Here is a 22,140-nt window from a genome sequence, read left to right as displayed (position 1 = left end):
CCCCGGCCAAGTAGTTGCGGGTCGGGCCTGAGATTTATGCAAGATATGGTGGGGTCGAGGGTTTCGGCGCTGGGGCGGTCCTATGGAACCACCCCGTTCGCAAACATCCGGAATGGGGCCGCTTTGAGCCTCAAACTTCGCACCGGCACCGCCGGCCGAAGCCAGCGTCCCGTCACAGCCCGGTATACCCCGCCTTCACCGGGTCCACGCTGCCGTCGAGCTGGCGCAGATAGGTCAGGCCGCACACCGTCAACCTGTGGGTGTCCTTCTCGCCGGCTTCCATCAACGTGTTCAGATAGTTCGTCACCTTGACTCGCGCCTCCTCGCTCGCCGCAGAGGTGCGGTTGGCGAGCAGGTCATAGGTCTGCATGATGCGGTCGATGGCAGCTTCCATGGCACCCTCTGGTTCCAGCCGAGTTTGGGAGTTTAGATCAGGCAACCGCTTTGGCCTCGGACTGCGCCTCGAACCTGACGATGGCTTTGTTGGCCAGCCTGATCTTGTTGAATTCGCCGTGCTGGAGCAGCTTGATGACGATCTCCAGCAGGCGCTCGTCGGTGACGAGGGTGTCGGGGATCGCGCCGGAGCGGCGAAGATAGTTCGCGGCGATGGCATAGGCCTCGCTCACGAGTTCCACCTTCATCGTCCCCAAGCCACGCTCGACCAGCATCGACAGCCTCCGATCCGGAGGGGATAAGCGCCGAACCGGGAACTCGTTCCCAACGGTTGGCGATTTTTTTCGCAACCGCGAAATGACAAAACGCACCGGTCCGGGCAGAGCCGGGCCGGCGCGCTTGGGGAAGTTCAGGCACGTTTCGGGAGGCTTGCCGGTCTTGTTGTGGGCCGGCTTGGCCAAGTCCCGTCGAAAGAGCTCAGAGACGATACAGGATCTGGTCGGTCCAGAACCGCTCGAGGCGGTGCAGCGACTTGTTGAGGGTCGAGAACTCCTCGCCCGAGATGCCGCCGACCTGCTCCACCGTCTTGACGTGCTTCTGGTAGAGCGAATCGACGATGCGACGAACTTCCTGGCCCTGCGGCGTCAGGCGGATGCGCACCGAGCGGCGATCGACGCGCGAGCGCTGATGATCGAGGAAGCCGAGCTCGACGAGCTTCTTCAGATTGTAGGAGACGTTGGAGCCGAGGTAATAACCGCGCGTGCGCAGTTCGCCCGCGGTCAGCTCCTTGTCGCCGATGTTGTAGAGCAGGAGCGCCTGCACCGAGTTGATGTCCGCACGGCCGCGGCGATCGAACTCGTCCTTGATGACGTCGAGCAGCCGGCGATGCAGCCGCTCCACCAGAGTCAAAGCTTCCAGATAGAGCGTCTGCACCGAACCCTGCTGGCCGGAGACGCGCTCTGCGGTATCTGCCGCAGTTGCGACGGCTTTCATCATGACACTTCCCCTGTTGTCGTTTTTATCGACACTCATTCGACGAAACTTGTGTCCCGTCTGATAGGTGCAACTTAAGGGGCTCGTTTGAAGATCGGCTTAAATAAGAGAATAAAGAGATCATGAATTTAAGACAGTGAATTGCGGATTAAGCCTGTGCCACAAGCACTTTTCGCAACCCTCTGTTGACTCTCGCAAGGTCTTGTTCACCCTCCGTCCGCCCCGATTGTCGCATTCCAGAACAGCCCCGCCCCGTTTCGAAACGACCGCGTAAGAGCTGTGGCGGAATGCATGGAGTCAACGAAAAGTTACCTCGAATTTTAGGCAACCAGCGGTCAACCAAGCGCGACATTCTCGTGTCCCGGACCAGCACAGCGAAGCGGAGCGCAGAGTCGGGACCCAGACACAAGGCGAGATCGCCGAGAAATGGGCCCCGGCTCTGCGACGCACCACGCCGCAAGAGCGGCACGCTGCATCGCGTCCGGGGCACGAGAGTATTTTTGCTTGGGACGGCTTCGCCTATGGCGGCCGTTCGCGTGCGGCCATCCAGGCGAGCGCGAGATAGGCGGCCAGCATGAAGGCTTCGACCCCGACCACGATCAGGCTGCCGCCGTAGATGCCCGGGAACATCAGCTCGATCACCGCCATCGACACCACGGTCGTCAGCCACACCACCGCGCCCCAGGGCGTGGCGAGCCAGAGGCCAACCGCGGCAACGAGCTCGATCACGGCGAAGTAGACGGTGGCGGCCTGCCAGGCCATCGCCTGGTTCTCGAACGCCTCGTCCTCGCCGCCGACGAAGCCGGTGACCTGCGCCCAGTGATAGAGACCTTTCAGGATCGAGAGCAGCGCCATCATCCGCAGGAACAGCACGAGCCGGCGCGTCCAGACATTGTCGTCGGACTCAGTCCGCTCCGACGAGATCGCCGCCACCGACATTGCGTTGTCTCTGGCATTGTCTCGGACGGCGTCCCTGGCAGTTTCGCGGGCCGCATCGCGCGTGGAGATCTCGGACATGGCCCCTTCTGGCTGCTTTGCCCCGCAAAATCAATCGGCTGCCCAGGTCACTTCGGCTGCCCAGGTCACTTCTTTGCCTTGCGGCAGGTCAAGCCGCGGTGACGGGAACCATGCGAGCTGGTATAAGAATAATTCCAGCCGGAGGAAGAGTGATGGCGATCAAATACGGACGTCCGATCGAATTGCGCGAGATTTCGCGCCGGGATGGCGCTGGCGCCTCCCCTGCCCTCGATCTGACCGTCCGCCCGCGCCGCAACCGCAAGGCCGAATGGGCCCGGCGCATGGTGCGCGAGAACGTGCTCACCACCGACGATTTGATCTGGCCGCTGTTCCTGATCGACGGCAACAACAGGCGCGAGCAGATCGCCTCGATGCCGGGCGTCGACCGCCTCAGCGTCGACCAGGCCGTGCGCGAGGCCGAGCGTGCAATGAAGCTCACCATCCCCTGCCTCGCGCTGTTTCCCTACACCGACCCGTCCCTGCGCGACGAGGAAGGCTCGGAAGCCACCAACCCGAACAATCTGGTCTGTCAGGCGGTGCGCGCGATCAAGAAGGAGTTTCCGGAGATCGGCATTCTCTGCGACGTCGCGCTCGATCCCTTCACCAGCCACGGCCATGACGGCCTGATCTCCGACGGCAAGATCCTGAACGACGAGACGGTCGCGGTGCTGGTGCGTCAGGCCCTGGTGCAGGCCGAAGCCGGCTGCGACATCATCGCGCCCTCCGACATGATGGACGGCCGCGTCGCCGCGATCCGCGAGGGCCTGGATCACACCGGTCTGCTTGACGTGCAGATCATGGCCTATGCCGCAAAGTACGCCTCGGCCTTCTACGGCCCGTTCCGCGACGCCATCGGCTCGGCCAAGACGCTCACCGGCGACAAGCGCACCTACCAGATGGACAGCGCCAATACCGACGAGGCATTGCGCGAGGTCGAGCTCGACATCGCCGAGGGCGCCGACATGGTGATGGTGAAGCCCGGCATGCCCTATCTCGACGTGGTCCGCCGCGTGAAGGACACGTTTGCGATGCCGACCTTCGCCTACCAGGTCTCCGGCGAATACGCGATGATTGCGGCAGCCGCCAACAACGGCTGGCTCGACGGCGACCGCGCCATGATGGAGAGCCTGCTCGCCTTCAAGCGCGCCGGCGCGGATGGTGTGCTGAGCTACTTCGCGCCGAGGGTGGCGGAGAAGCTGCGGGCGCAAGGGTAAGCCCCATCGCCGGGACGACTGATGCGAGGCGCCAGCATCGCCCCTCACGACCAGGCCCCACCGCCCCCGAATCGCCGGAATATTTCGGCTTGTTAATCCCGGCGCCCTTGGCACGCGGACTGCCTGTTCCCATGTCCAGCCAGGGAGTTTCCCTCGGGAGGACGGTCATGTCGTATTCGGATTCGGGCAATGCCTGGCGCAATGACGGCGGGGCGCAGCCGCACGCTTACGATCCCTATCTGCACCCGGAACTGTTCCGCGGCGTTGCGACGCGGCGGGTGTTCGCCTTCCTGATCGACATGATCGTGATCTCGGTGCCGGTAATCCTCGGCTACCTCTTCATCGCAGTGTTCGGCGTGGTCACGCTCGGCATCGGCTGGGCGCTGTTCTGGCTGGCCTGGCCGGCCTCCGTGATCTGGGCCATCGTCTATTACGGCGCCTGCATCGGCGGCCCGTCGTCCGCGACCATCGGCATGCGCTTGATGGATCTGGAGTTGCGCACCTGGTACGGCGCACCCGGCTATTTCGTGCTCGGCGCCACCCACGCGGTGCTGTTCTGGGTGACCGTCTCGTTCCTGTCGCCCTTCGTGGTGCTGGTCGGGCTGTTCAACGGCCGCAGGCGCTTGCTGCAGGATTTCGTGCTGGGAACGGTCGTGATCAACAATTCCGTTCGTGCGCCGGTGCCTCAAGGCGCCAGGAGCTGATCAAGGACCTAATGATCAAGAACCTATCAACCTGGACCCGCTATGCTGACCGATCCGACCTGCCGAGTAGACCGATTGACCGGGGGCTTTCGTAGCGCGATGCTGATACTCATTTTGGAGGCCCACGACGTCCCTTGACCCAGCACTCGCGCGACACCCCCCAATTTTACCTCACGGCGCCCTCCCCGTGCCCGTATCTGCCGGGCCGGCACGAGCGCAAGGTGTTTACGCACCTCGTGGGTGAGCGCGCCGGTGACCTCAACGACCTCCTGACCCATGGCGGCTTCCGTCGCAGCCAGTCGATCGCCTACCGGCCGGCCTGCGACCAATGTCGCGCCTGCGTTTCGGTCAGGGTGATCGCCAACGAGTTCCGCCCCTCCCGCAACTTCCGAAAAGTTATTGCGCGCAACGCCGACATCATCGGCGAGCAGCGCAGCGCGGTGCCGACCTCCGAGCAATATTCGGTGTTCCGCGCCTATCTCGATTCCCGTCACCGCCATGGCGGCATGGCCGACATGACCGTGCTCGATTACGCCATGATGGTCGAGGACAGCCATGTCGAGACCCGCATCATCGAGTACCGCAAGCGCGGTCCCGACAGCGGCATCACCGGCCGCGGCCAGGAGCTGATCGCGGTCGCGCTGACCGACGTGCTCAGCGACGGCCTGTCGATGGTCTATTCGTTCTTCGAGCCCGGCGAAGTCAGCCGCTCGATGGGCACCTTCATGATCCTCGACCACATCGCCCGCGCTCGCCGGCAAGGGCTGCCTTACGTCTATCTCGGCTATTGGATCGAAGGCTCGAAGAAGATGGACTACAAGGCCCGCTTCCTGCCGCAGCAGCGCCTCGCGCCGTCAGGTTGGCTGCGCGTCGACGCGCAAGGCGATGCGGCGTCCGAGCCGCAGGATTAGCTCTCTGTCATGCCCCGGCTTGACGGGGCATCCAGTACGCCGCGGCGCCTCGGCTCAGTCACAGCTGTCTCTGGAATACTGGGTCGTCCGGTCAAGCCGGACGAAGACAGCGGTGCTGTGGTCACCCGAACAGCGTATCCGCCAGCAGCTTCACGTTCAAAATCACGATGATGCCCGCGACGATCCACGCGATCGCCGCCACCCACACCGGTATGACGAACTGGCCCATCTTGCGGAGGTCGGAGACGAAGCGGACCAGCGGGATGACGGCGAAGGGAAGCTGCATCGACAGCACGACCTGGCTGAACACCAGGAGATCGGCCGTGCCGCGCTCGCCATAGATCGCGGTGACGACGATCACGGGAACGATGGCGATGCCGCGCGTCAGCAACCGGCGCGCCCAGCTCGGCAGGCGCAAATCGAGAAAGCCTTCCATCACGATCTGGCCGGCGAGCGTCGCCGTCACTGTTGAATTCAGGCCCGAGGCGAGCAGCGCCACCGCAAATAGCGTCGAGGCGATGCCGAGACCGAGCAGCGGCGACAGCAGCTCGAACGCCTGGCCGATCTCGGCGACGTCGGAGTGGCCGCTCTTGTGGAAGGTTGCGGCAGCCACGACGAGGATCGCGGCATTGATGAACAGCGCCAGCATCAGGGCGACGGTCGAATCCGTCGTCGCCCATTTGATCGCCTCGCGCCGGCCGGTGTCGTTGCGCTCATAGGCGCGCGTCTGCACGATCGAGGAATGCAGATAGAGATTATGCGGCATTACGGTGGCGCCGATGATGCCGATCGCGATGTAGAGCATCTCGGGGTTGGTGAAGATCTCGGTCTTCGGCACAAATCCCCTCAGCATCTCGGCAACCGGCGGTGCTGCCGCGGCAAGCTGGACCGTGAAGCAGACTGCGATCACAACCAGCAGTGCGATGACGAAGGCTTCGAGGAAACGGAAGCCACGATTCATCAGGATGAGCAGCAAGAAGGCATCCAACGCGGCAATCAGCGCGCCGCCGATCAGGGGAATGCCGAACAGCAGTTTGAGGGCGATCGCCGTGCCGATGACCTCGGCGAGATCGCAGGCGATGATCGCCGCCTCGCAGGCGAGCCACAGCATGAAGTTCACCGCCGGCGAATAGGTCGCGCGGCAGGCCTGCGCGAGGTCGCGGTCGGTGACGATGCCGAGCCGTGCCGCCAGCGATTGCAGCAGGATCGCCATCAAATTCGAGAGCAGGATAACGGAGAGCAGCGTGTAGCCGAACTTGGACCCGCCGGCGAGGTCGGTCGCCCAATTGCCGGGATCCATGTAGCCGACCGAGACCAGATAGCCCGGGCCGACGAAGGCGAGCAGGCGCCGCCACCACACCCCCGCGATGGGGACGGCAACCGTGGAATTCACCTCGGCCAGGCTCTTGGTAGCAGGCGCGTCGGAGCGCCAGCCGGCGGTGTCTCGGGTCAGATCGGGAGAGCGAGCATCCATAGGGCGAGAATACCGAAGTCGAACCTTATTGCAACTCATTTGCAACTGCATCTAGCCGCCTGGGTTCCCCAAGCGGCCGTTCCCCTGTCGGGAAGCGGGTGGGTTTGGCCGTCCCCGGAGGCGGATACTGGCGCCAACTCGACTTTGCAGGAAATGAGCCATGTCAACTCCCCCGCGCCTCCCCGAGACCTTCAACCGCCTCGCCTGGTCCAACCTGGCGGCACAGTCGGCCGAACAGATCGCGCTGGCCGCGGCCCCTATCGTCGCGGTGCTGACGCTCGGCGTCGCCGAAGGTCAGACCGGCCTGCTCCAGACCGCCCTCACGCTGCCTTTCGTCCTGTTCGCCATTCCGGCCGGCCTGCTCGCCGACCGCATCTCCCGCCGCTCGCTGATGGCGGGCGCCGAGGCGCTGCGGGCCGCGGCCCTTGCGGCGATCGTGCTGCTGCTCGCGCTCGGCGCGCTCAATCTGGCGCTGCTGGCGCTGCTCGGCTTTGCCGCCGTGTGCGGCACCGTCGTCTACAGCGTGGCCGCGCCGGCACTGGTGCCCTCGCTGGTGAGTTCGGACCTGTTGCCGGCAGCCAATGCGCGGATCGAGCTCGCACGCACCATCGCCTTCGCCAGCGGCCCTGCGCTCGGCGGCGCGCTGGTAGGGTGGTGGGGCGCGAGCCCGGCCTTCGGCTTTGCGGCCGCGCTCTCGGCCATCGCCGTCGTGCTGCTCTCCGGCATCTACGAGCCCGCCCGCACACCGGCTCCACGGCGGCATCCGTTCCAGGACATCCGCGAGGGCGCGGCCTTCGTGTTTCACCATCCGCTGCTGCGGCCGGTCTTCATCACCCAGTTCATCTTCAACACCGGATGGTTCCTGCAGATCGCGGTGTTCGTGCCTTACGCCGTACGTCACCTCGGCCTGACCGCGGCCGGCGTCGGCACCGTGCTGACGATGTACGGCGTCGGCATGGTCATCGGCGCGCTGTTCGCCACGCGCGTAATGAAGCGCATCGCGTTCGGCACGGTTGTCGGCCTCGGCCCCGTCACCGGCTTCGTCGCCGCGGTGGTGATGGCACTGACGGTGCTGGTCCCCTCACCCTGGCTTGCGGGCTTGAGCTTCTTCCTGCTCGGCGTCGGGCCGATCCTGTGGGTGATCTCGACCACGACGCTGCGCCAGTCGGTGACCCCGCCGCGCCTCTTGGGCCGCGTCTCCGCCATCAACATCATGAGCTACGGCGCCCGCCCGGTCGGCTCGGCGCTGGGTGCGATCGTCGGCGGCATCTGGAGCGCGGAAGCGTGCCTCTATCTCGCCGCCGCCGTGTTCGGCGTGCAGGCGCTGGTCATTTGGCTCTCGCCCGCCGTGGCGCTGGATCGGCAGCCGGAAATGGTGGGCGATGAGGCGGCGGCGCGGTGCTAAAGCATGATCCGGAAAAGTGCGAAGCGGTTTTTCGAAAAGATCATGCTCAAACAACAACCTAAAGCGCGATGATGATTCATCCTCATCTCATCGCGCTTTAGCGTCGCCCTCGCCTCCAACTCGCAATGACGGAGTACGCAAAGACTGCCGGCCTAGTTCGCCAGATACCGCTCGTAACTCCCCGTCACCGGCTCGCTCGCGTCGACCTCCGGATCGAGCGTGTAGAGATCCTGCGCGCGGCCGATGCCGCGGAGCGCGTAGCGGCCGGTGGAGACGAGGTAGCGGCGGCCGGCGGCGTCGAGGCCCTTGTAGAATTCCGCCGACGCCAGCAGTTCGCGATCGACAGAACGGCTCATCGAGGCGATGCGACTGACCTCGTTCACGGTCGGGCCGACCACGGTGAAATCAAGCCGGTCCTCGCTGCCGATATTTCCGTAGAGGACCTCGCCGACATGCAGGCCGATATAGGCGGACGTGGTGGGACGGCCCTCGGCCTCCCGCCGCAGGTTCAGCGCCGCGACGTTCTTGCGGGAGAGGTGCTCGGCGCGCAGCGCCGCGCGCCGCGCATGCGCCATGTCTTCACCGGTGAACATCGCGAGCACGCCGTCGCCGATCAGCTTCAGCACATCGCCGCCAGCGTCGTGGATCGCATCGATCACGGCCTGCGCATAGTCGTTGAGGAACGGGATGATCTCGTCGGGGCCGATGCTCTCGCTGATCCCGGTCGAGCCGCGCAAATCCGAATACCACAGCACGGCGTTGATGCGCTCGGTGACGCCGCGCGAGATGCGCCCGCGCAGCACCTGCTCGGAGGCATCGCGGCCGAGATAGACCCGGCCGAGCGTGCGCACGATGTCGACCTGTTGCGCCGACTTGATCGCGAGCCCCAGCACCGGCACGAGATCGCGCAGCGCGACGAGCTCCGGTTCGCTGAAGCCGCTTTCACGCCGCGTGGTCCAGCCGGAGTAGAGGCAGTCCATCTGCCCGAGCGCGCCGGTCTCGCCGAAACGATGCACGAAAGCGAGGAAATGCCGGTGGCCTTTCTCCGCAAGTTCGCCGATCTGCGAGAAATCGAGCGACGGCGCGTCGGCGAGGTCGATCACCATCTCGTCGTCGCCATGTTCGAGCAGATGAAAGAACACCGAGCGACGCCAGTTCTTGGCCGCGTCGCCCTCCGCGGTCGAGCCGTATTCGAGGACGTCGCTCTCGTTGGTCGGCGTATCGCTCCAGCGGAAAGCGCGGCCCTCGTAGATCGGATGCAGCGTATCGATGACGACGAGCCCGCGCGAGAGTTCCAGCCCTTCGGCGCGGCAGCGCTCGCAGAAGCCGCGCAACAGATCGGATTCGGGTAGGCCTGTAAGACCCTGGCCGGCCAGCCAGTTCATCAGGTCGAGGCGCGAGGTCAATTGCATACGCCATTATGCCGTGCATTCGTGACGAGCGAAAGGCGCAAGCCACGCGCGGGCCGTGCGCAAGGCTCCCGTCCCTTGCAGGTCGAACATGCCGTGGCCGCGGTTGACGCATCCACTACGCGGGCGGCAAATGCCGGCGATGATGACTTTGTCGGCCAGAATCGGACGCACGCGCGGATGAGCCAGCGCCAGCTTCCGATCATCCTGGCGCTCGGCACCACGCAGACCCTGGCCTGGGCCTCGAGCTATTATCTGCCGGCGCTGCTCGCCGATCCCATGGCGCGCGACCTCGGGGTCTCCTCCAACTGGATCTTTGGCGCGTTCTCGGCCTCGCTGGTGATCTCGGCACTGCTCGGCCCGCGCATCGGGCGACAGATCGATCTCGTCGGCGGCCGGCAGGTCCTCTCGGTTTCGAACCTGACGATCGCCGCCGGCCTCATCCTGCTCGGCGTCTCGCAATCGGTGGCGGTGATGGCGATTGCCTGGCTGGTGCTCGGCATCGGCATGGCGATGGGGCTCTATGACGCCGCCTTCGCCGGACTCGGCCGCATCTACGGCACCGAGGCGCGCAGGCCCATCACCGGCATCACGCTGATGGCGGGCTTTGCCTCGACCGTCGGCTGGCCGCTCACCGCCTGGGGCCTCGCCCATATCGGCTGGCGCGACACCTGCTTCGCCTGGGCGGCCGCCAACATCCTGATCGGCCTGCCGCTGAATTTCTTTATGCTCCCGGCGATCAAGGGCGCCAGGCAGGCCGCAGCGACAGCGGCAAAGCCGCATTTGCCGCTCGACCGCACCATGATCCTGCTCGCCTTCATCTTCGCCGCGGTCTGGACCGTCACCGGCGCGATGGCCGCGCATTTCCCGCGCATCCTGGAGACAACCGGCGCGACGCCGGTCGAGGCGATCGCGGCCGGTGCGCTGATCGGCCCCGCGCAAGTGGCCGCGCGGATTCTGGAAGCGGGCTTCCTCAGCCGCTTTCATCCGCTGTGGTCGACGCGGCTCGCCTGCCTCACCCACCCGATCGGCGCGGTGGTCGTGGCGATCTTCGGCGGCGCCGCGGCGAGCGCGTTTGCGCTGTTCCACGGTTCCGGCAACGGAATCCTGACCATCGCGCGCGGCACGCTGCCGCTCTCGATCTTCGGCCCGAAGGATTTCGGCTACCGCCTCGGAATCATCGGCGCCCCGGCACGGATGGCGCAGGCCGTGGCGCCGCTGGCCTTCGGCCTCCTCATCGACGTCATGGGAGCCAGGGTGCTGATCGTCTCGTCCGCGCTCAGCCTCTCGGCGCTGGCCGCGCTGTTCCTGATCCGCGCGGAACCGCGGCCGGAATTGACCACGCCGGAGCTTTCGCGCACAAGCGGAACATGACCGAAGACACAAGCCCGCCCCGCACATTCAAAGGCCTCTTGCGTTGGGCGACCACGCCGCCGCAGGCCTGGGGTGTCTATCTCCTCGTCATCATCCTTGTTTGGCTGCTTTCGTTCTACGCCGGCATGCTGAAGCCGAAGAAGACGCCGGAAGCGAGCCCGCCCGCAGTGACCGCACCGCGCAGCTAGGCCGTCTTCGCTTCGCCGGTCGCGATCCAGATGCCGGCGAACACCGCGATCAACCCGATCAGAAGATTGGGCGTGACCGGCTCGCCGATCAGCAATGCGGCGAGCAAGGTGGCGGCGATCGGGTTGACCGTCATCGTATTGGCGACGCGGGTCGGCGTTGCCCGCGCCAGTGCCATGACCCAGAGGATGAAGGCGAGCGCGCCGCCGCCAATGCCTAGATAAATGCCGGCAATCCACTGCCCCATCGTGAAGTGATCAAGCGCTGCAAAGCTGCCCTTCACGAAACCCGCCAGCACCAGCACGGCGGCGCCCGCGCCCATGCCGACCGTGAGAAAGCCGAGCGGGCTCGAGCGCTGCATCAGGGGGCGCGACCATACATTGTAGAACGCCATGCAGAACACGGCGCCGGTCATGATCAGCTCGCCGCGCCAGGCCCCTGGCGGGCTTTGCGCCAGGCCCGCGGCCAGCGCCGCCGCCACGCCGAGCACCGCGATGCCGACACCCACGATCTTGCGCGCCGTCAGCCGCTCCACGCCGAGGATCGCGCCGACCACCATGGTGTGGAGCGGCAGCGTCGCCAGCGCGAGACTGGCCCGCGCCGCGGTCGTGTAGGACACCGCGATGTTGTAGAGGATGAAGAACAGCCCGAAGAAGCAGATGCCGAGCAGCGCCACGGCCGGCCAGTCGGAGCGCTGCGGCCAGCGCACGCCGAGCATCAACGCAGACGGCAGCAGGCAGAGAAACCCGATTCCCCAGCGCAGGACCGCGAGCAAGATCGGATCGGCGCCGCCGACGAGATAGCGGGTGATCGCCGCAGCCGTGCCGCCGAGACTGCTCGACACCAGTGCGATCGCGACCCCGGCCCACTCGCCCACGATGATCCCCCGTCGCGGAGTCTAGCGGGCCCTAGCACGGCGCTGCTGCCACCATCATGGCAGCAGCATCTGCGCGGGCCTCAGTCGTAAAACTCCGGCGCCATCTTCTGGCTGTCGCGCTGGGCCTTGTCGTGGTTGATCCAGAGCTGCGCCTTCTCCTTAGCCAGCGTGTCGGCGATCTTCTGCATCGAGGCCGCGCTCTGGTCCTTGTTGGCGTTCATGCTGGGCACGCGGCGGTTGTCCCAATTGTCTTTGAAATGGACGGCATCGCCGGACAGCACCACTGCGCCGGTCTTCGGCAGCTTCACCAGCAGCGACTGGTGTCCCGGGGTATGGCCGGGCGTCGACAGGATGGTCACGCTGCCGTCGCCGAACACGTCCTTGTCGCCCGCAAGCAGCTCGACTGGATGCGACGGCTTGAAGCGCGGCTCGTTGTTGGCGCCTGGCCAGTCATATTCGGCCTTCTGCACATAGAGCGTGGCCTGCGGGAACAGCTCGACATTGCCGGTGTGATCGGGATGGGTGTGCGAGACGGCCATCACCTTGACGTCGCCAGGCTTGACGCCGAGCTGTTCGAGCTGGGCGGCAAGCGTCTTCGGCCGCCGCCAGGTCACGGCCTTGGGATCAGCGGGCGTAAGTCCATTCGGCATCGCGGCGACTGCGTCGGCGATGCCGGTGTCCCACAGGAACCAGCCCTTGGTGTGCCTGATGAGGTAGCAGCTGTCGACGAAGTCCATCGTCTTGCCCTCGTTCAGGCCGGGCGTCCAGCGCGAGATGTCGCCGGCGGTGCCCTCCCCGCAATTGAGCACGTAGAGCTTTTCGACGCCGGCCTTTTCGGACTGCGCCAGCGCCGCATGACCGGACAGAACGAGTGCAGCGATGGCGAGAGCGAGCTTGATCCTTTTGATCCTTTTGATCCTTTTGATCCTTTTGATCCTTGGCATCATTCGTTCCTCCCTTGCAGCCATGTCGGCTGTGACCGAGGATCAACCCCGGCCAGTTCGCAGAATTCCCGTAAAGCCATCGTCAATGCGGGCAGGTCTCGACCTCGACCGTGACGTGGCTCAGCCCCTTTAACCCGGCGAGCCGCCTCTTGTAGACGGCCGGCTGCTTCGGCTGGTCCGACACCACCGACAGCAGCACGGCACAATGGCCGGGGCCGACCTGCCAGAGATGCAGGTCGGTGACGCGGTCGTCGCCGATCTCCATGCGCGCCCGGATCACCCGCTCGAGCTTCTCGTCGGCGCGCACGTCGAGCAGGACCGCGCCTGATGTCTTGATCAGGCCGAACGCCCAGCTTGCGATCACGGCACTGCCGATCAGGCCGACGGCCGGATCGGCCCAGACCCAGCCGGAATACATCGCAACGGCGAGCGCGGCGATCGCCAGCACCGAGGTCGCCGCATCCGCGATGACGTGGACGTAGGCGGCGCGGAGATTGTTGTCGTGGTGATGGTGGTGGTGGTGATGGTGGTGGTGGTGATCATGGTCATGATCATGATCATGATGCTCATGGTCATCATGCGCATGGCCGTGATGGTGGTGATCGTGGCTGTCGCGCAAGAGCCACGCACTGGCGAGGTTGACGCAAAGCCCAAGGACAGCGACCGCAATCGCCTCGCCATAGACGATCGGCACCGGCGTGAACAGCCGGAGCACGCTCTCATAGGCGATCTCGACCGCGATCAGGCCGAGGATGATCGCGCTGGCGAAGGCGGCGAGATCGCCGAATTTGCCGGTGCCGAAGGTGAAGTGCGAGTTCCCGAGGTGCCGCCGCGCAAAGCGATAGGCGAACGCGGCAATCCCCAGCGCCGCCGCATGCGTGCCCATGTGCCAGCCGTCGGCGAGCAGCGCCATCGAGCCGAACAGCGAGCCGGCGACGATCTCGCCGACCATCATGACCAGCGTCAGGACGACAACGAGCCAGGTGCGCCGCTCGTTCTCGTCGTGCTTGTCGCCCAGAAAGGCGTGGTCATGGGTCCATTGTTCGACGGAATGGGAATGCATCGAAATTCTCCGGAAAGGTCTGGTCGGTTGACCCGCAATATAGACCTGCGGGGTCTCCGGACAAAATCGGCGAAACGAGCCGATTGACAGGTCGGTGCCGTTTCGGTGTAATGAAGTCTATGGGGATTTGAGCGATCTCCCCACGAGGCGACATGCCCAAGTATCGCGTCCCGTTGTTTTTTACGAGGGCGCATCATGTCTTCCTACACGACGATATCATCTGACAAATTGGCACGGCTGATCGGCACGGCGAACGCCCCTGCCCTGATCGACGTCCGCACCGACGAGGATTTTGCCGCCGACCCGCGACTGATCCCCGGCTCGATCAAGCTCAGCCACAGCAACGTTCCGGACTGGGGCAGCGAATTTGCTGGCCGTTCCGCGATCGTTTCCTGCCTGCGCGGCGAAAAGCTCGCGCAGGGCACCGCGGCTTGGCTCCGCCAGCTCGGCGTCCAGGCCGAGACGCTGGAGGGCGGTTTCGAGGGCTGGAAAGCGGCGAAGCTGCCGCTTGTCGACACCCGCAAGCTGCCGCCGCGCGATGCCAAGGGGCGCACCGTGTGGGTGACGCGGGCGCGGCCCAAGGTCGACCGCATCGCCTGCCCCTGGCTGATCCGCCGCTTCGTCGACCCCAATGCGGTGTTCCTGTTCGTCGCACCCTCCGAAGTGGTCGCCGTCGGCGAGCGCTTCAACGCAGCCCCCTTCGACATCGAGAACGTGTTCTGGAGCCATCGCGGCGAGTTCTGCACCTTCGACGTCATGATCGAGGAGTTCGGGATTGCCGCGCCGGCGCTGCTCCGGCTGGCAACGCTGGTGCGCGGCGCCGACACCGCACGGCCCGACCTCGCGCCGGAAGCCCCCGGCCTGCTCGCGGCCTCGCTCGGGCTGTCGCGGATGTATGACGACGATCTCGAACAGCTCGAAGCCGGCATGCTGCTCTACGACGCGTTCTACCGCTGGTGCCGCGACGCCACGGCTGAGACCCACAACTGGCCGACCAACAAGGCGAAGGCGTAATGGATACTCGCAATCTCCAAGCAGAAGCTGATGCCGGTCACGGCATCAGCTTCAGTGAAGCCTTTCGCGTCTGGCTCCGTGTCGCCTGCCTGAGTTTTGGCGGGCCCGCGGGCCAGATCGCGGTGATGCACCGCATCCTGGTCGAGGAGAAGAACTGGATCTCGGAAGGCCGCTTCCTGCATGCGCTGAACTACTGCATGCTGCTGCCGGGACCGGAGGCGCAGCAGCTTGCAACCTATATCGGCTGGCTGATGCATCGCACCGCCGGCGGGCTGATGGCGGGCGGGCTGTTCATCCTGCCCGGCATCATCGCCATCATGGGCCTCAGCTACGTCTATGCCGCCTTCGGCAATGTCAGCTTCGTCGAGGCGCTGTTCTTCGGGCTCAAGGCCGCCGTGCTCGCCATCGTCGTCGAGGCCGTGGTGCGCGTCGGCAAGCGCGCGCTGAAGAGCCGCATCATGATCGCGCTCGCCGCGATCGCCTTCATCGCCATTTTCTTCTTCGCGGTCCCCTTCCCGATCATCATCATCGCCGCCGGCGTAATCGGATATATCGGCGCCAGGCAGGGCCGTCCGGAATTCGCGCCGGCCGGTCACGGCCCCGGCGGCAGCAGCGCCTTGGTCGACAGCATGCTCGGCGAAGCCGTGCCCGATCACGTCCGACCCAACACAGCCCGCACGATTCGCGTCGGTGCGCTGTGGCTGGCGCTCTGGCTGGTGCCGGTGATCGCGCTGTTGCTCGCTCTTGGCCAAGCCAACGTGTTCAGCCAGATCGCCCTGTTTTTCTCGAAAATGTCGCTGGTCACCTTCGGCGGCGCTTACGCCGTGCTGGCCTATGTCGCCCAGCAGGCGGTCGAGCATTATCACTGGCTCAAGCCGCACGAGATGCTCGACGGTCTCGGCATGGCCGAGACCACGCCAGGCCCGCTGATCATGGTGCTCCAGTTCGTGGGCTTCATGGCCGCCTACCGCGATCCGGACGGCCTTTCGCCGATGCTGGCGGCAACGTATGGCGGACTGCTCGCAACCTGGGTCACGTTCACGCCCTGCTTCCTCTGGATTTTTGTCGGCGCCCCTTACGTCGAACTGCTGCGCGGCAACAAGGGCCTCGCCGGCGCGCTCAGCGCGATCACGGCCGCCGTCGTCGGGGTGATTCTCAACCTCTCGATCTGGTTCGCGCTGCACACGCTGTTCCGCGAGACCGTCCCGGTGCACGGCTTCCCGTTTGCCTTCGACATGCCGGTACTGACGAGCGTCGATGTCCCCGCGCTGGTGCTGTCGATCGCGGCCGCAACTGCGATCTTCCGGTTCAAGCTGGGAATGCTGACGGTGCTGGCGGGCTCGTGTGCCGCCGGCCTGGCGCTACGGATGGTGGGGGTGATCTGAAGCTCGTTCTCATTGGACGATTGGCCGACCCAGGTCCGCTCAACTCTCAACAGCGGCAAAGCAGCGGCATTGCCTCATGTCGCAGAAGCGCCAGAAGCGGTCATCATCGCACATCAATCAAAGTGAGGGCTCGCGGTGTCAGGCAGCCAAAGATGAATGTGCTTTCTTCCCGAATTGGATAGCCTGAGCTATGCCTGGGGAATTGGCCAATTGCCATCTCTCGGGAGACCACGAATGAAGTGGATAGTCACTGCCACCATTGCGCTTATTGCTTCGGTAATGTTCGCAGCCGCGCAGCCAGCAAAAGAGCCCTACCAACCGGGCCTTGGCGAATTCATGACAGCTACGCAGCTTCGCCACGCCAAGCTATGGTTTGCTGGAAAACAAAATAACTGGGACCTCGCTGCTTATGAGATCGACGAGATCAAGGAAGGCTTAGAGGACGCCGCAAGGCTTTTTCCAACCCATGATGGCATCCCTGTCGCTGAGATGATCAAGACCATCATCGATCCACGCATAGAGGAGCTTGAAAAGGCCGTTAGAGCAAAGAGCAGTACCAAATTTACGGCCGCCTTCGATGAGCTTACCGGCGGCTGCAATAGCTGCCACGCGGGAGCCAGCAAGCCGTTTATACGCATTCAGCGTCCAATCGCGTCTCCACTGACCAACCAGGATTTTGCGCCAGAAAAATAATGGGAGTTGCGCGCATCGACCACATGACTTCCGAAAAGGGTCAAAGCGGCGTCTTGACGCTCGAACGGTCACTTTCGGTCTACTCTTGTCCTCGGACAAGCTCGGCCCTATCCGACACTTCGCATTAGGGCCACAACCGGACATCGGGCTTTCATTTTTCTGGCTCAGACCTTCCGGTCAATCTGATTGAACCGGGATAGGCTGTCGGCTTGTGCTTCACATACCCGATTTCTTCGGACAACTTCTTACCCGCTTCCGTCCAGCGCCCAAAGCGGCTGTCAACAATTTCCATCAGTCCAAAGTCCGCGAGTGCCTGAATTGCAAGTTGTCCGGCGCTCTCCGCGAGAGTGTCAACGTCATCCTCGTACTCGTACTGAGGTTGGTGAACCATGGCGACGCATCAGCACGAAAATCGTCGGCGCTGCCCCAACAAGGACAAATGCCAAAGCCGCGTTGTTGATGCTAGCTCGACCGGCATCCTGCTAAGCGTGACCCTCGCCGTCATTTTCGATAAAGCCGCCCTTCGGAGCTTTGTGAGGCATATCCCATCCAAAGTAGACTTCCACCCGAACGATCTTGTCTCCGCGAGCGGTGGTTACCTCACAATTACGAAACCTGTGACCTCCTGCAGCAGCTGCCTCATAGACGATGACTGCTCGGTTTCCATCATCGGTCGCGATGACTTCATCGAACGAACTGGTTTTTTCGCTGTTGGGCCAGCAGCGGCGCAGATAAGTCGCACGATCCAACTCATTGTCGATTGGACTTGAGAAGTGATAATCGTCCGCAAGAAGCGCTTCGATCGCTGTCCGATCCTTATGGACGTATGCCTTTAACCTGGCACGTGCCAAATCGAGCGTGCTTTTCGTCATGCCATCTTTCCTTTTAGAGTTCGACCGAACGAAGGCCGACCGCAACTCCTCAACAAAGAGCTCGGGGGCCTCAAGCTGGACGAAGTGCCCTCCCTTGCTGGCCTCATGCCCGGATAGAAGCGACATCAGATAACTTGAGCCTCAACAACCTTCGGTAAAAATCGTTCCGGGCTCTCGCTGCGCGCGCTTGGCCAGAGTTCCGTGATGGAATTTCGAGGCTTCTGTTGAATGTCCGCTCAGGGTCCAGGCCGCCTGGGTCACAAGCCGACAATGACCCGTCGGGCAAAACACCCGCGCAATTCTCCACCTCGCATGTCAACCCCCGCCCGCAGAAATATTCCTCTTTACCGAAATTCGGATTTGTCGTACACACGAGCCACCCTGGCCCGAGACAAGGGGCGGATCGCGATCGTCACGAACCGCGGGCTGGGCAGCGATGGACGCGACGGCGTCGGGCGTAACAGGCATTGCAGGGCGGCTTCGGCTGTGAGCGATCGCCTTCGCGCCTACGACACGGCGCCGACAGCGTCTTCGCATGGCTTCGGGCGTGAGCACACGCCAGCACTCGAAGTCCCAGCGAAGACGTGCGCGGACGAAGAAGTCGTGTGGTCCTGACGCCCGGGGTCTGTGCGTCAAGTCCTGCGGTGATGTGGCGGCCCGACCGGGCGCGCGCATCAGTCATCTGCATGGCGACGGGGGCAATAGTGCATCGCTCCCCGGGGAGAGCACGAAGGACACCGTTAAAACCATTGCGCAGGGAAGGCCGGGCGATCCGGCGAAACCTGTGGTCCACCCCGTGTGCATTTTTCGTAGCGCACGGATCTCGGGTGCCAGCCGGCGCCCGGCCTTCCCTGCGCCCTTGTCTCTGCGTGGGCGCCGCGAGAGACAAAACTCGGGCGAAAGGCGCCGCGAGAACGCGAGCTCTTGCCCGCTGTTTGAAACGTGTATCGGAACGGCGGGCTAGTCTAGCCGCATCTCGGTGTCATCGTCCGCGAAGGCGGACGATCCAGTACTCCGCGGCGGGCATTGTGCGAACCCACTAGCGCCTCGGAGTACTGGATGCCCCGCGTTCGCGGGGCATGACACCTGTGTTGTGACAGCTAACGCAGCATCATCCGCGCGATGGCTTCCCCGATCACCACCGTCGTGAAGTGGGTGTTGGCCCGGCAATCCGACGGCATGATCGAAGCGTCGGCGACGCGCAAGCCGGAAATACCCTTCACCGTGCCGTCAGGATTGACCACGCCGTCGGCATCCCCAACGCCGGTCATGCGGCAGCTGCCGGCGGCATGCTGGATGTCGCCGGTTTCACGGCGCAGCAGCGCGTCGAGCTCGTGATCCGGCAAGGCCGCAGCCTGCGGCAGCGTCAGATCGGTGTCGGTCAGCCTGATCCAGTCGGCGATGCCTGATAACGCCGGCTGGGCGGTGATCACGGCCAGCCGTTTCACCGCATCCTTCATGCGCAGCATGTCGCGGGGATCGGCCAGCATGTTCTCCTCGACAACAGGATCGATCGCGGGGTCGATCGAGGCCAATTTCAGCGTTCCACGAGAATACGCGTTGAACAGCCCGGCGCCGATCGCTCCTGATACGCCGATGCCGCGGTGGTTGAAGGCGATCAGGATCATGTCGCGCTTGCCGCCATCGGCGAGGCCCGACGAATAGGTCACGCAGCAATTGGTGTGGCGGGTGTCCGGATCGGTCGGCCGCAGATTTTCGTGGAGCTGGATCGTGGCTCGGAACAGCGGATGATCGAAGAAGTGCTTGCCGACCGGCAGGTCGCGCTCGACCGCGATCCCCATCGCCTTCAACTCATCCGCAGGCCCGATGCCCGAGCGCAGCAGGATCGCAGGACTGTGGATGGCGCCGGCGCAGAGCACGATCTGGCGCGCGCTGATCTCACTGGTGCCCTGCCCCTCGATGTGAACACGAAGGCCGGTCGCCCGGCCGTCGCTGATCAGCACGCGATCGACCGGCGCATGCCCGCGAATTTCCAGATTGGCGCGGCCGCGCGCGGGCTCGAGATAACCCTCATTGGTGGTGATGCGGCGGCTGTCGCGGCTGTTGATGGGATAGCAGGCGACGCCCTCGCCGTCCGGGCCGTTGACGTCGGCGCACCAGAGATAGCCGCTCGTCAGCGCCGCATCGCGCAAGCCGCGATCGATCGGGCCCCATTTTTCCGGAGGCGCGCGATAGACCGGCAGCGGTCCGCCACGTCCGTGGCCCACGGCGTCGCCGAATTCCAGATCATCCTCGATCACCGAGAACAACGGCATCACGTCTTTCGCGGACCAGCCGGTGCAGCCATTGGCGGCCCATTCATCGAACGCATCGGCGACGCCGCGGATCGCGATCTGACCGTTCATCATCGACGAGCCGCCGAGCCCCTTGCCGCGCCAATAGAAGCGCGGCTCCTGCCCCGCCACACGGCGCGTCAGAAGATCAGGCCACTGCCATTTCTCCTGATACTCGCGCTTGTGGATGATCGGGATGGGATTCGGCGTCATCACCTCCCATGGCGCCTCGTCGGCGCGCCAGTCGAGACCCGCCTCCAGCAGCAGGACGCGCCGTGCGGGATCTTCGGAGAGCCGTGCCGCGACAGCGGCGCCGGCTGAGCCGCCGCCGACAACAATGACATCGTACATCGCGCTACTTCTCAACGTTCCAGAAAACCGGGATGGCGGACGGTATCAGACCGCGCAAACCGGCGCGATAGGCGGCAGGCTGGGCGAATTGGCCCCACGGTATAGCGGGTGCCTGATCGTACATGACGGTCTGGATCTCGCCTGCGATCTTCTTGCGATCCGCCTCGGCGGGCGCCTTGGCAAAGGCCTCCATCAGCGGCGTGATGCGCGCGTCGCACTGCCAGCCGGTGAAATCGGCGCAATTGAAGGCGACCATGACGTTGGTCAGCGGCGAGCCGAGGTCAAAACCGCCGGCGTGAACGCCATAGACGCTCCAGCCTTCCTTCTTGGCGCGGCGCGCCAGCACGCTCGCCCAGTCCATCACCTGGAGGTCGACGTTGAATCCGGCCTGCTTCAGCCGCTCGGCCAGCACCTGCGCCGAGACGCGCGGGGCTTCGAGATCGTTGGCTTCCATCACGACCACCGGCTCGCCGGCATATTTCGTCGCCTTCAGCGCGGCCTTCGCCGCCTCGATCGACGGCTTGGCGGCGGCTTCCGTGCCGGCCTTGCTGTCATAGGTGGTGCCGCAGGTGAAGTAAGTCGCGCAAGGCGCGGCGTATTTGGCGTCGAGGCCGAGTGCGTCCAGCACCTCGCGTTGATCGACCAGCTTCCACAGCACGCGGCGAATTTCCGGATCGTCGAACGGTTTCGATGCGGCGTTGAGGCGATAGGCGCCTGCGAACATGTTGCCGCCGGTGAAATTGACGAGTTTGACCCGTGAGTTCTTTTCCATGGTCGGCAGCAGATCGAACGGCGCGTATTGCATGAAATCGACTTCGCCGGCCTGCAGCGCGGAAGCGGCGGTCGCACCATCGGGAATGACGCGGATCTCGAGCGTGTCGACGTTGACGCGCTTGCCGCCGGCGAGGAAGTCGGCAGGCTCGGGACGCGGCACATAGTCGGTGAACTTCTTCAGGATCATGCGATCGCCGGTGCGGTGATCGGCCTTGCTGTAGACGAACGGGCCGGAGCCGACGATCTCGGCGATGCGCTGGTCGCCGGGCGTCCTGGCAATACGCTCGGGCATCATGAAGGCGACCGGGCTGACGGGATTGCCGAGCGCGTCGATGACCAGACCGGACGGCTCCTTCAGTGTCAGCACGAAGGTTTTTACGTCCGCCGGCTCGAGCGACGCCGTGATCGCGAAGATGCGGCGGCCGAGTGCACTGCGGGTGCCCCAGCGGCGCAGCGAGGCCACGCAATCGGCCGCCGTGACCGGCTGGCCGTCATGCCACTTCAAGCCGTCGCGCAGCGTGAAACCGTAGGTCAGCCCGTCCGGCGACACTTTCCAGTCCTGCACCATCTGCGGCTTGATCTCGCCCTTCGAATCCTTCGCGAACAGCGTGTCGAACACCATGTAGCCGAACGTGCGCGAAATGTAGGCCGTGGAGAAATGCGGATCGAGCGTGACGATTTCCGCCTCGAGCACCGCAACGAGATTGCCAGCCGCATGCGCCGGCGGCGCAACCAGCGCGAGCCCGAGCAGCGCCGGAATGAAAGCCTTCAGTTTGGACATTGGTGCCTTTGC

At 64.4% G+C, this 22,140-nt stretch carries 22 protein-coding genes; 9 read left to right on the top strand and 13 right to left on the bottom strand.

Translation table 11 applies throughout. From position 1 onward, the window contains the following. Window positions 1-172: 172 nt before the first annotated feature. The 4 genes from QCM77_RS06965 to QCM77_RS06950 all read right to left on the bottom strand — a co-directional run bounded on the left by QCM77_RS06965 (window position 173) and on the right by QCM77_RS06950 (window position 2,403). Window positions 173-394 carry a hypothetical protein gene (locus QCM77_RS06965; protein WP_279667590.1) on the bottom strand — a complete coding sequence of 74 codons (222 nt, stop codon included), beginning with the start codon at window positions 392-394 and terminating at the stop codon, window positions 173-175. A gap of 37 nt (window positions 395-431) precedes the next feature. Next, on the bottom strand, window positions 432-668 hold the full coding sequence (locus QCM77_RS06960; RefSeq protein ID WP_279682544.1) for a hypothetical protein: 237 nt from the start codon (window positions 666-668) through the stop codon (window positions 432-434). A 202-nt stretch (window positions 669-870) separates the two neighbouring features. Further along, window positions 871-1,389 carry a transcriptional regulator LdtR gene (gene ldtR / locus QCM77_RS06955; protein ID WP_007603420.1) on the bottom strand — a complete coding sequence of 173 codons (519 nt, stop codon included), beginning with the start codon at window positions 1,387-1,389 and terminating at the stop codon, window positions 871-873. 516 nt (window positions 1,390-1,905) lie between these two features. Then, on the bottom strand, window positions 1,906-2,403 hold the full coding sequence (locus QCM77_RS06950) for a DUF6163 family protein (RefSeq protein WP_279667592.1): 498 nt from the start codon (window positions 2,401-2,403) through the stop codon (window positions 1,906-1,908). A gap of 152 nt (window positions 2,404-2,555) precedes the next feature. Here QCM77_RS06950 and hemB point away from each other — a divergent pair, with 152 nt between their 5' ends. The 3 genes from hemB (at window position 2,556) to QCM77_RS06935 (ending at window position 5,232) form a co-directional block, all read left to right on the top strand. Continuing rightward, window positions 2,556-3,617: a porphobilinogen synthase gene (gene hemB, locus QCM77_RS06945; protein ID WP_279667593.1), complete on the top strand. Its 1,062-nt coding sequence runs from the start codon at window positions 2,556-2,558 to the stop codon at window positions 3,615-3,617. A 167-nt stretch (window positions 3,618-3,784) separates the two neighbouring features. Beyond that, window positions 3,785-4,321, top strand: a complete 537-nt coding sequence (locus tag QCM77_RS06940; RefSeq protein WP_279682542.1) for an RDD family protein — start codon at window positions 3,785-3,787, stop codon at window positions 4,319-4,321. Between the two features lie 134 nt (window positions 4,322-4,455). After that, a complete protein-coding gene (locus QCM77_RS06935; protein ID WP_279682541.1) occupies window positions 4,456-5,232 on the top strand; it encodes an arginyltransferase in 777 nt (258 codons plus the stop codon). A gap of 121 nt (window positions 5,233-5,353) precedes the next feature. Here the strand turns inward: QCM77_RS06935 and QCM77_RS06930 are convergent, their stop codons facing one another. After that, window positions 5,354-6,706: an Nramp family divalent metal transporter gene (locus QCM77_RS06930; protein WP_279682540.1), complete on the bottom strand. Its 1,353-nt coding sequence runs from the start codon at window positions 6,704-6,706 to the stop codon at window positions 5,354-5,356. 160 nt (window positions 6,707-6,866) lie between these two features. Here QCM77_RS06930 and QCM77_RS06925 point away from each other — a divergent pair, with 160 nt between their 5' ends. Further along, on the top strand, window positions 6,867-8,111 hold the full coding sequence (locus QCM77_RS06925) for an MFS transporter (protein WP_279682538.1): 1,245 nt from the start codon (window positions 6,867-6,869) through the stop codon (window positions 8,109-8,111). A 152-nt stretch (window positions 8,112-8,263) separates the two neighbouring features. On the opposite strand, the gene QCM77_RS06920 is transcribed toward QCM77_RS06925, so the two are convergent. Then, window positions 8,264-9,523: an adenylate/guanylate cyclase domain-containing protein gene (locus QCM77_RS06920; RefSeq protein WP_279682537.1), complete on the bottom strand. Its 1,260-nt coding sequence runs from the start codon at window positions 9,521-9,523 to the stop codon at window positions 8,264-8,266. A gap of 177 nt (window positions 9,524-9,700) precedes the next feature. Here QCM77_RS06920 and QCM77_RS06915 point away from each other — a divergent pair, with 177 nt between their 5' ends. Continuing rightward, window positions 9,701-10,894, top strand: a complete 1,194-nt coding sequence (locus tag QCM77_RS06915) for an MFS transporter (RefSeq protein ID WP_279682535.1) — start codon at window positions 9,701-9,703, stop codon at window positions 10,892-10,894. Next, window positions 10,891-11,082 carry a hypothetical protein gene (locus tag QCM77_RS06910; protein ID WP_279667600.1) on the top strand — a complete coding sequence of 64 codons (192 nt, stop codon included), beginning with the start codon at window positions 10,891-10,893 and terminating at the stop codon, window positions 11,080-11,082. The genes QCM77_RS06915 and QCM77_RS06910 overlap by 4 nt, the downstream gene beginning before the upstream one ends. On the opposite strand, the gene QCM77_RS06905 is transcribed toward QCM77_RS06910, so the two are convergent. The 3 genes from QCM77_RS06905 to dmeF form a co-directional block, all read right to left on the bottom strand. Then, window positions 11,079-11,957 carry a DMT family transporter gene (locus QCM77_RS06905; protein ID WP_279682533.1) on the bottom strand — a complete coding sequence of 293 codons (879 nt, stop codon included), beginning with the start codon at window positions 11,955-11,957 and terminating at the stop codon, window positions 11,079-11,081. The genes QCM77_RS06910 and QCM77_RS06905 overlap by 4 nt on opposite strands. An 80-nt stretch (window positions 11,958-12,037) precedes the next feature. After that, window positions 12,038-12,901: an N-acyl homoserine lactonase family protein gene (locus QCM77_RS06900; RefSeq protein ID WP_279682531.1), complete on the bottom strand. Its 864-nt coding sequence runs from the start codon at window positions 12,899-12,901 to the stop codon at window positions 12,038-12,040. An 82-nt stretch (window positions 12,902-12,983) separates the two neighbouring features. Next, window positions 12,984-13,964, bottom strand: coding sequence for a CDF family Co(II)/Ni(II) efflux transporter DmeF (gene dmeF / locus QCM77_RS06895; RefSeq protein ID WP_279682529.1), 981 nt, complete (start codon window positions 13,962-13,964; stop codon window positions 12,984-12,986). Window positions 13,965-14,159: 195 nt separating this feature from the next. Here dmeF and QCM77_RS06890 point away from each other — a divergent pair, with 195 nt between their 5' ends. The 3 genes from QCM77_RS06890 to QCM77_RS06880 all read left to right on the top strand — a co-directional run bounded on the left by QCM77_RS06890 (window position 14,160) and on the right by QCM77_RS06880 (window position 17,056). Then, window positions 14,160-14,978, top strand: coding sequence for a chromate resistance protein ChrB domain-containing protein (locus QCM77_RS06890; protein ID WP_279682527.1), 819 nt, complete (start codon window positions 14,160-14,162; stop codon window positions 14,976-14,978). Continuing rightward, window positions 14,978-16,363, top strand: a complete 1,386-nt coding sequence (chrA, locus tag QCM77_RS06885) for a chromate efflux transporter (protein WP_279682525.1) — start codon at window positions 14,978-14,980, stop codon at window positions 16,361-16,363. Before QCM77_RS06890 ends, chrA begins: the two co-directional genes overlap by 1 nt. 234 nt (window positions 16,364-16,597) lie before the next feature. Further along, the gene (locus QCM77_RS06880; protein ID WP_279667606.1) at window positions 16,598-17,056 is read left to right on the top strand and encodes a hypothetical protein; all 459 of its coding nucleotides are present in this window, start codon (window positions 16,598-16,600) and stop codon (window positions 17,054-17,056) included. Between the two features lie 151 nt (window positions 17,057-17,207). Here the strand turns inward: QCM77_RS06880 and QCM77_RS06875 are convergent, their stop codons facing one another. From QCM77_RS06875 to QCM77_RS06860, 4 genes are all read right to left on the bottom strand, one after another. Continuing rightward, complete coding sequence (locus QCM77_RS06875) at window positions 17,208-17,447, bottom strand: hypothetical protein (protein WP_279667607.1); 240 nt, start codon at window positions 17,445-17,447, stop codon at window positions 17,208-17,210. A 91-nt stretch (window positions 17,448-17,538) separates the two neighbouring features. Beyond that, a complete protein-coding gene (locus QCM77_RS06870) occupies window positions 17,539-17,928 on the bottom strand; it encodes a nuclear transport factor 2 family protein (protein WP_279667608.1) in 390 nt (129 codons plus the stop codon). Window positions 17,929-19,028: 1,100 nt separating this feature from the next. Continuing rightward, entirely contained in the window at window positions 19,029-20,573 is a 1,545-nt protein-coding gene (locus tag QCM77_RS06865; protein WP_279682524.1) for a GMC family oxidoreductase, read from the bottom strand. Between the two features lie 4 nt (window positions 20,574-20,577). After that, entirely contained in the window at window positions 20,578-22,128 is a 1,551-nt protein-coding gene (locus QCM77_RS06860) for an ABC transporter substrate-binding protein (protein ID WP_279682522.1), read from the bottom strand. Window positions 22,129-22,140: the final 12 nt, after the last annotated feature.

The organism is Bradyrhizobium nivariense (genome assembly GCF_029846695.2).
GTDB lineage: Bacteria > Pseudomonadota > Alphaproteobacteria > Rhizobiales > Xanthobacteraceae > Bradyrhizobium.
The sequence above is the reverse complement of the archived record's forward strand: the minus strand, read 5'-3'. Positions and strand labels throughout refer to the sequence as shown.

Bases quoted from the DNA above. Each gene is read 5' to 3' on its own strand.
- QCM77_RS06965 (WP_279667590.1), bottom strand. From the start codon at position 394: ATGGAAGCTGCCATCGACCGCATCATGCAGACCTATGACCTGCTCGCC.
- QCM77_RS06960 (WP_279682544.1), bottom strand. From the start codon at position 668: ATGCTGGTCGAGCGTGGCTTGGGGACGATGAAGGTGGAACTCGTGAGC.
- ldtR (WP_007603420.1), bottom strand. From the start codon at position 1,389: ATGATGAAAGCCGTCGCAACTGCGGCAGATACCGCAGAGCGCGTCTCC.
- QCM77_RS06950 (WP_279667592.1), bottom strand. From the start codon at position 2,403: ATGTCCGAGATCTCCACGCGCGATGCGGCCCGCGAAACTGCCAGGGAC.
- hemB (WP_279667593.1), top strand. From the start codon at position 2,556: ATGGCGATCAAATACGGACGTCCGATCGAATTGCGCGAGATTTCGCGC.
- QCM77_RS06940 (WP_279682542.1), top strand. From the start codon at position 3,785: ATGTCGTATTCGGATTCGGGCAATGCCTGGCGCAATGACGGCGGGGCG.
- QCM77_RS06930 (WP_279682540.1), bottom strand. From the start codon at position 6,706: ATGGATGCTCGCTCTCCCGATCTGACCCGAGACACCGCCGGCTGGCGC.
- QCM77_RS06925 (WP_279682538.1), top strand. From the start codon at position 6,867: ATGTCAACTCCCCCGCGCCTCCCCGAGACCTTCAACCGCCTCGCCTGG.
- QCM77_RS06920 (WP_279682537.1), bottom strand. From the start codon at position 9,523: ATGCAATTGACCTCGCGCCTCGACCTGATGAACTGGCTGGCCGGCCAG.
- QCM77_RS06915 (WP_279682535.1), top strand. From the start codon at position 9,701: ATGAGCCAGCGCCAGCTTCCGATCATCCTGGCGCTCGGCACCACGCAG.
- QCM77_RS06910 (WP_279667600.1), top strand. From the start codon at position 10,891: ATGACCGAAGACACAAGCCCGCCCCGCACATTCAAAGGCCTCTTGCGT.
- QCM77_RS06900 (WP_279682531.1), bottom strand. From the start codon at position 12,901: ATGCCAAGGATCAAAAGGATCAAAAGGATCAAAAGGATCAAAAGGATC.
- dmeF (WP_279682529.1), bottom strand. From the start codon at position 13,964: ATGCATTCCCATTCCGTCGAACAATGGACCCATGACCACGCCTTTCTG.
- QCM77_RS06890 (WP_279682527.1), top strand. From the start codon at position 14,160: ATGTCTTCCTACACGACGATATCATCTGACAAATTGGCACGGCTGATC.
- chrA (WP_279682525.1), top strand. From the start codon at position 14,978: ATGGATACTCGCAATCTCCAAGCAGAAGCTGATGCCGGTCACGGCATC.
- QCM77_RS06880 (WP_279667606.1), top strand. From the start codon at position 16,598: ATGAAGTGGATAGTCACTGCCACCATTGCGCTTATTGCTTCGGTAATG.
- QCM77_RS06875 (WP_279667607.1), bottom strand. From the start codon at position 17,447: ATGGTTCACCAACCTCAGTACGAGTACGAGGATGACGTTGACACTCTC.
- QCM77_RS06870 (WP_279667608.1), bottom strand. From the start codon at position 17,928: ATGACGAAAAGCACGCTCGATTTGGCACGTGCCAGGTTAAAGGCATAC.
- QCM77_RS06865 (WP_279682524.1), bottom strand. From the start codon at position 20,573: ATGTACGATGTCATTGTTGTCGGCGGCGGCTCAGCCGGCGCCGCTGTC.
- QCM77_RS06860 (WP_279682522.1), bottom strand. From the start codon at position 22,128: ATGTCCAAACTGAAGGCTTTCATTCCGGCGCTGCTCGGGCTCGCGCTG.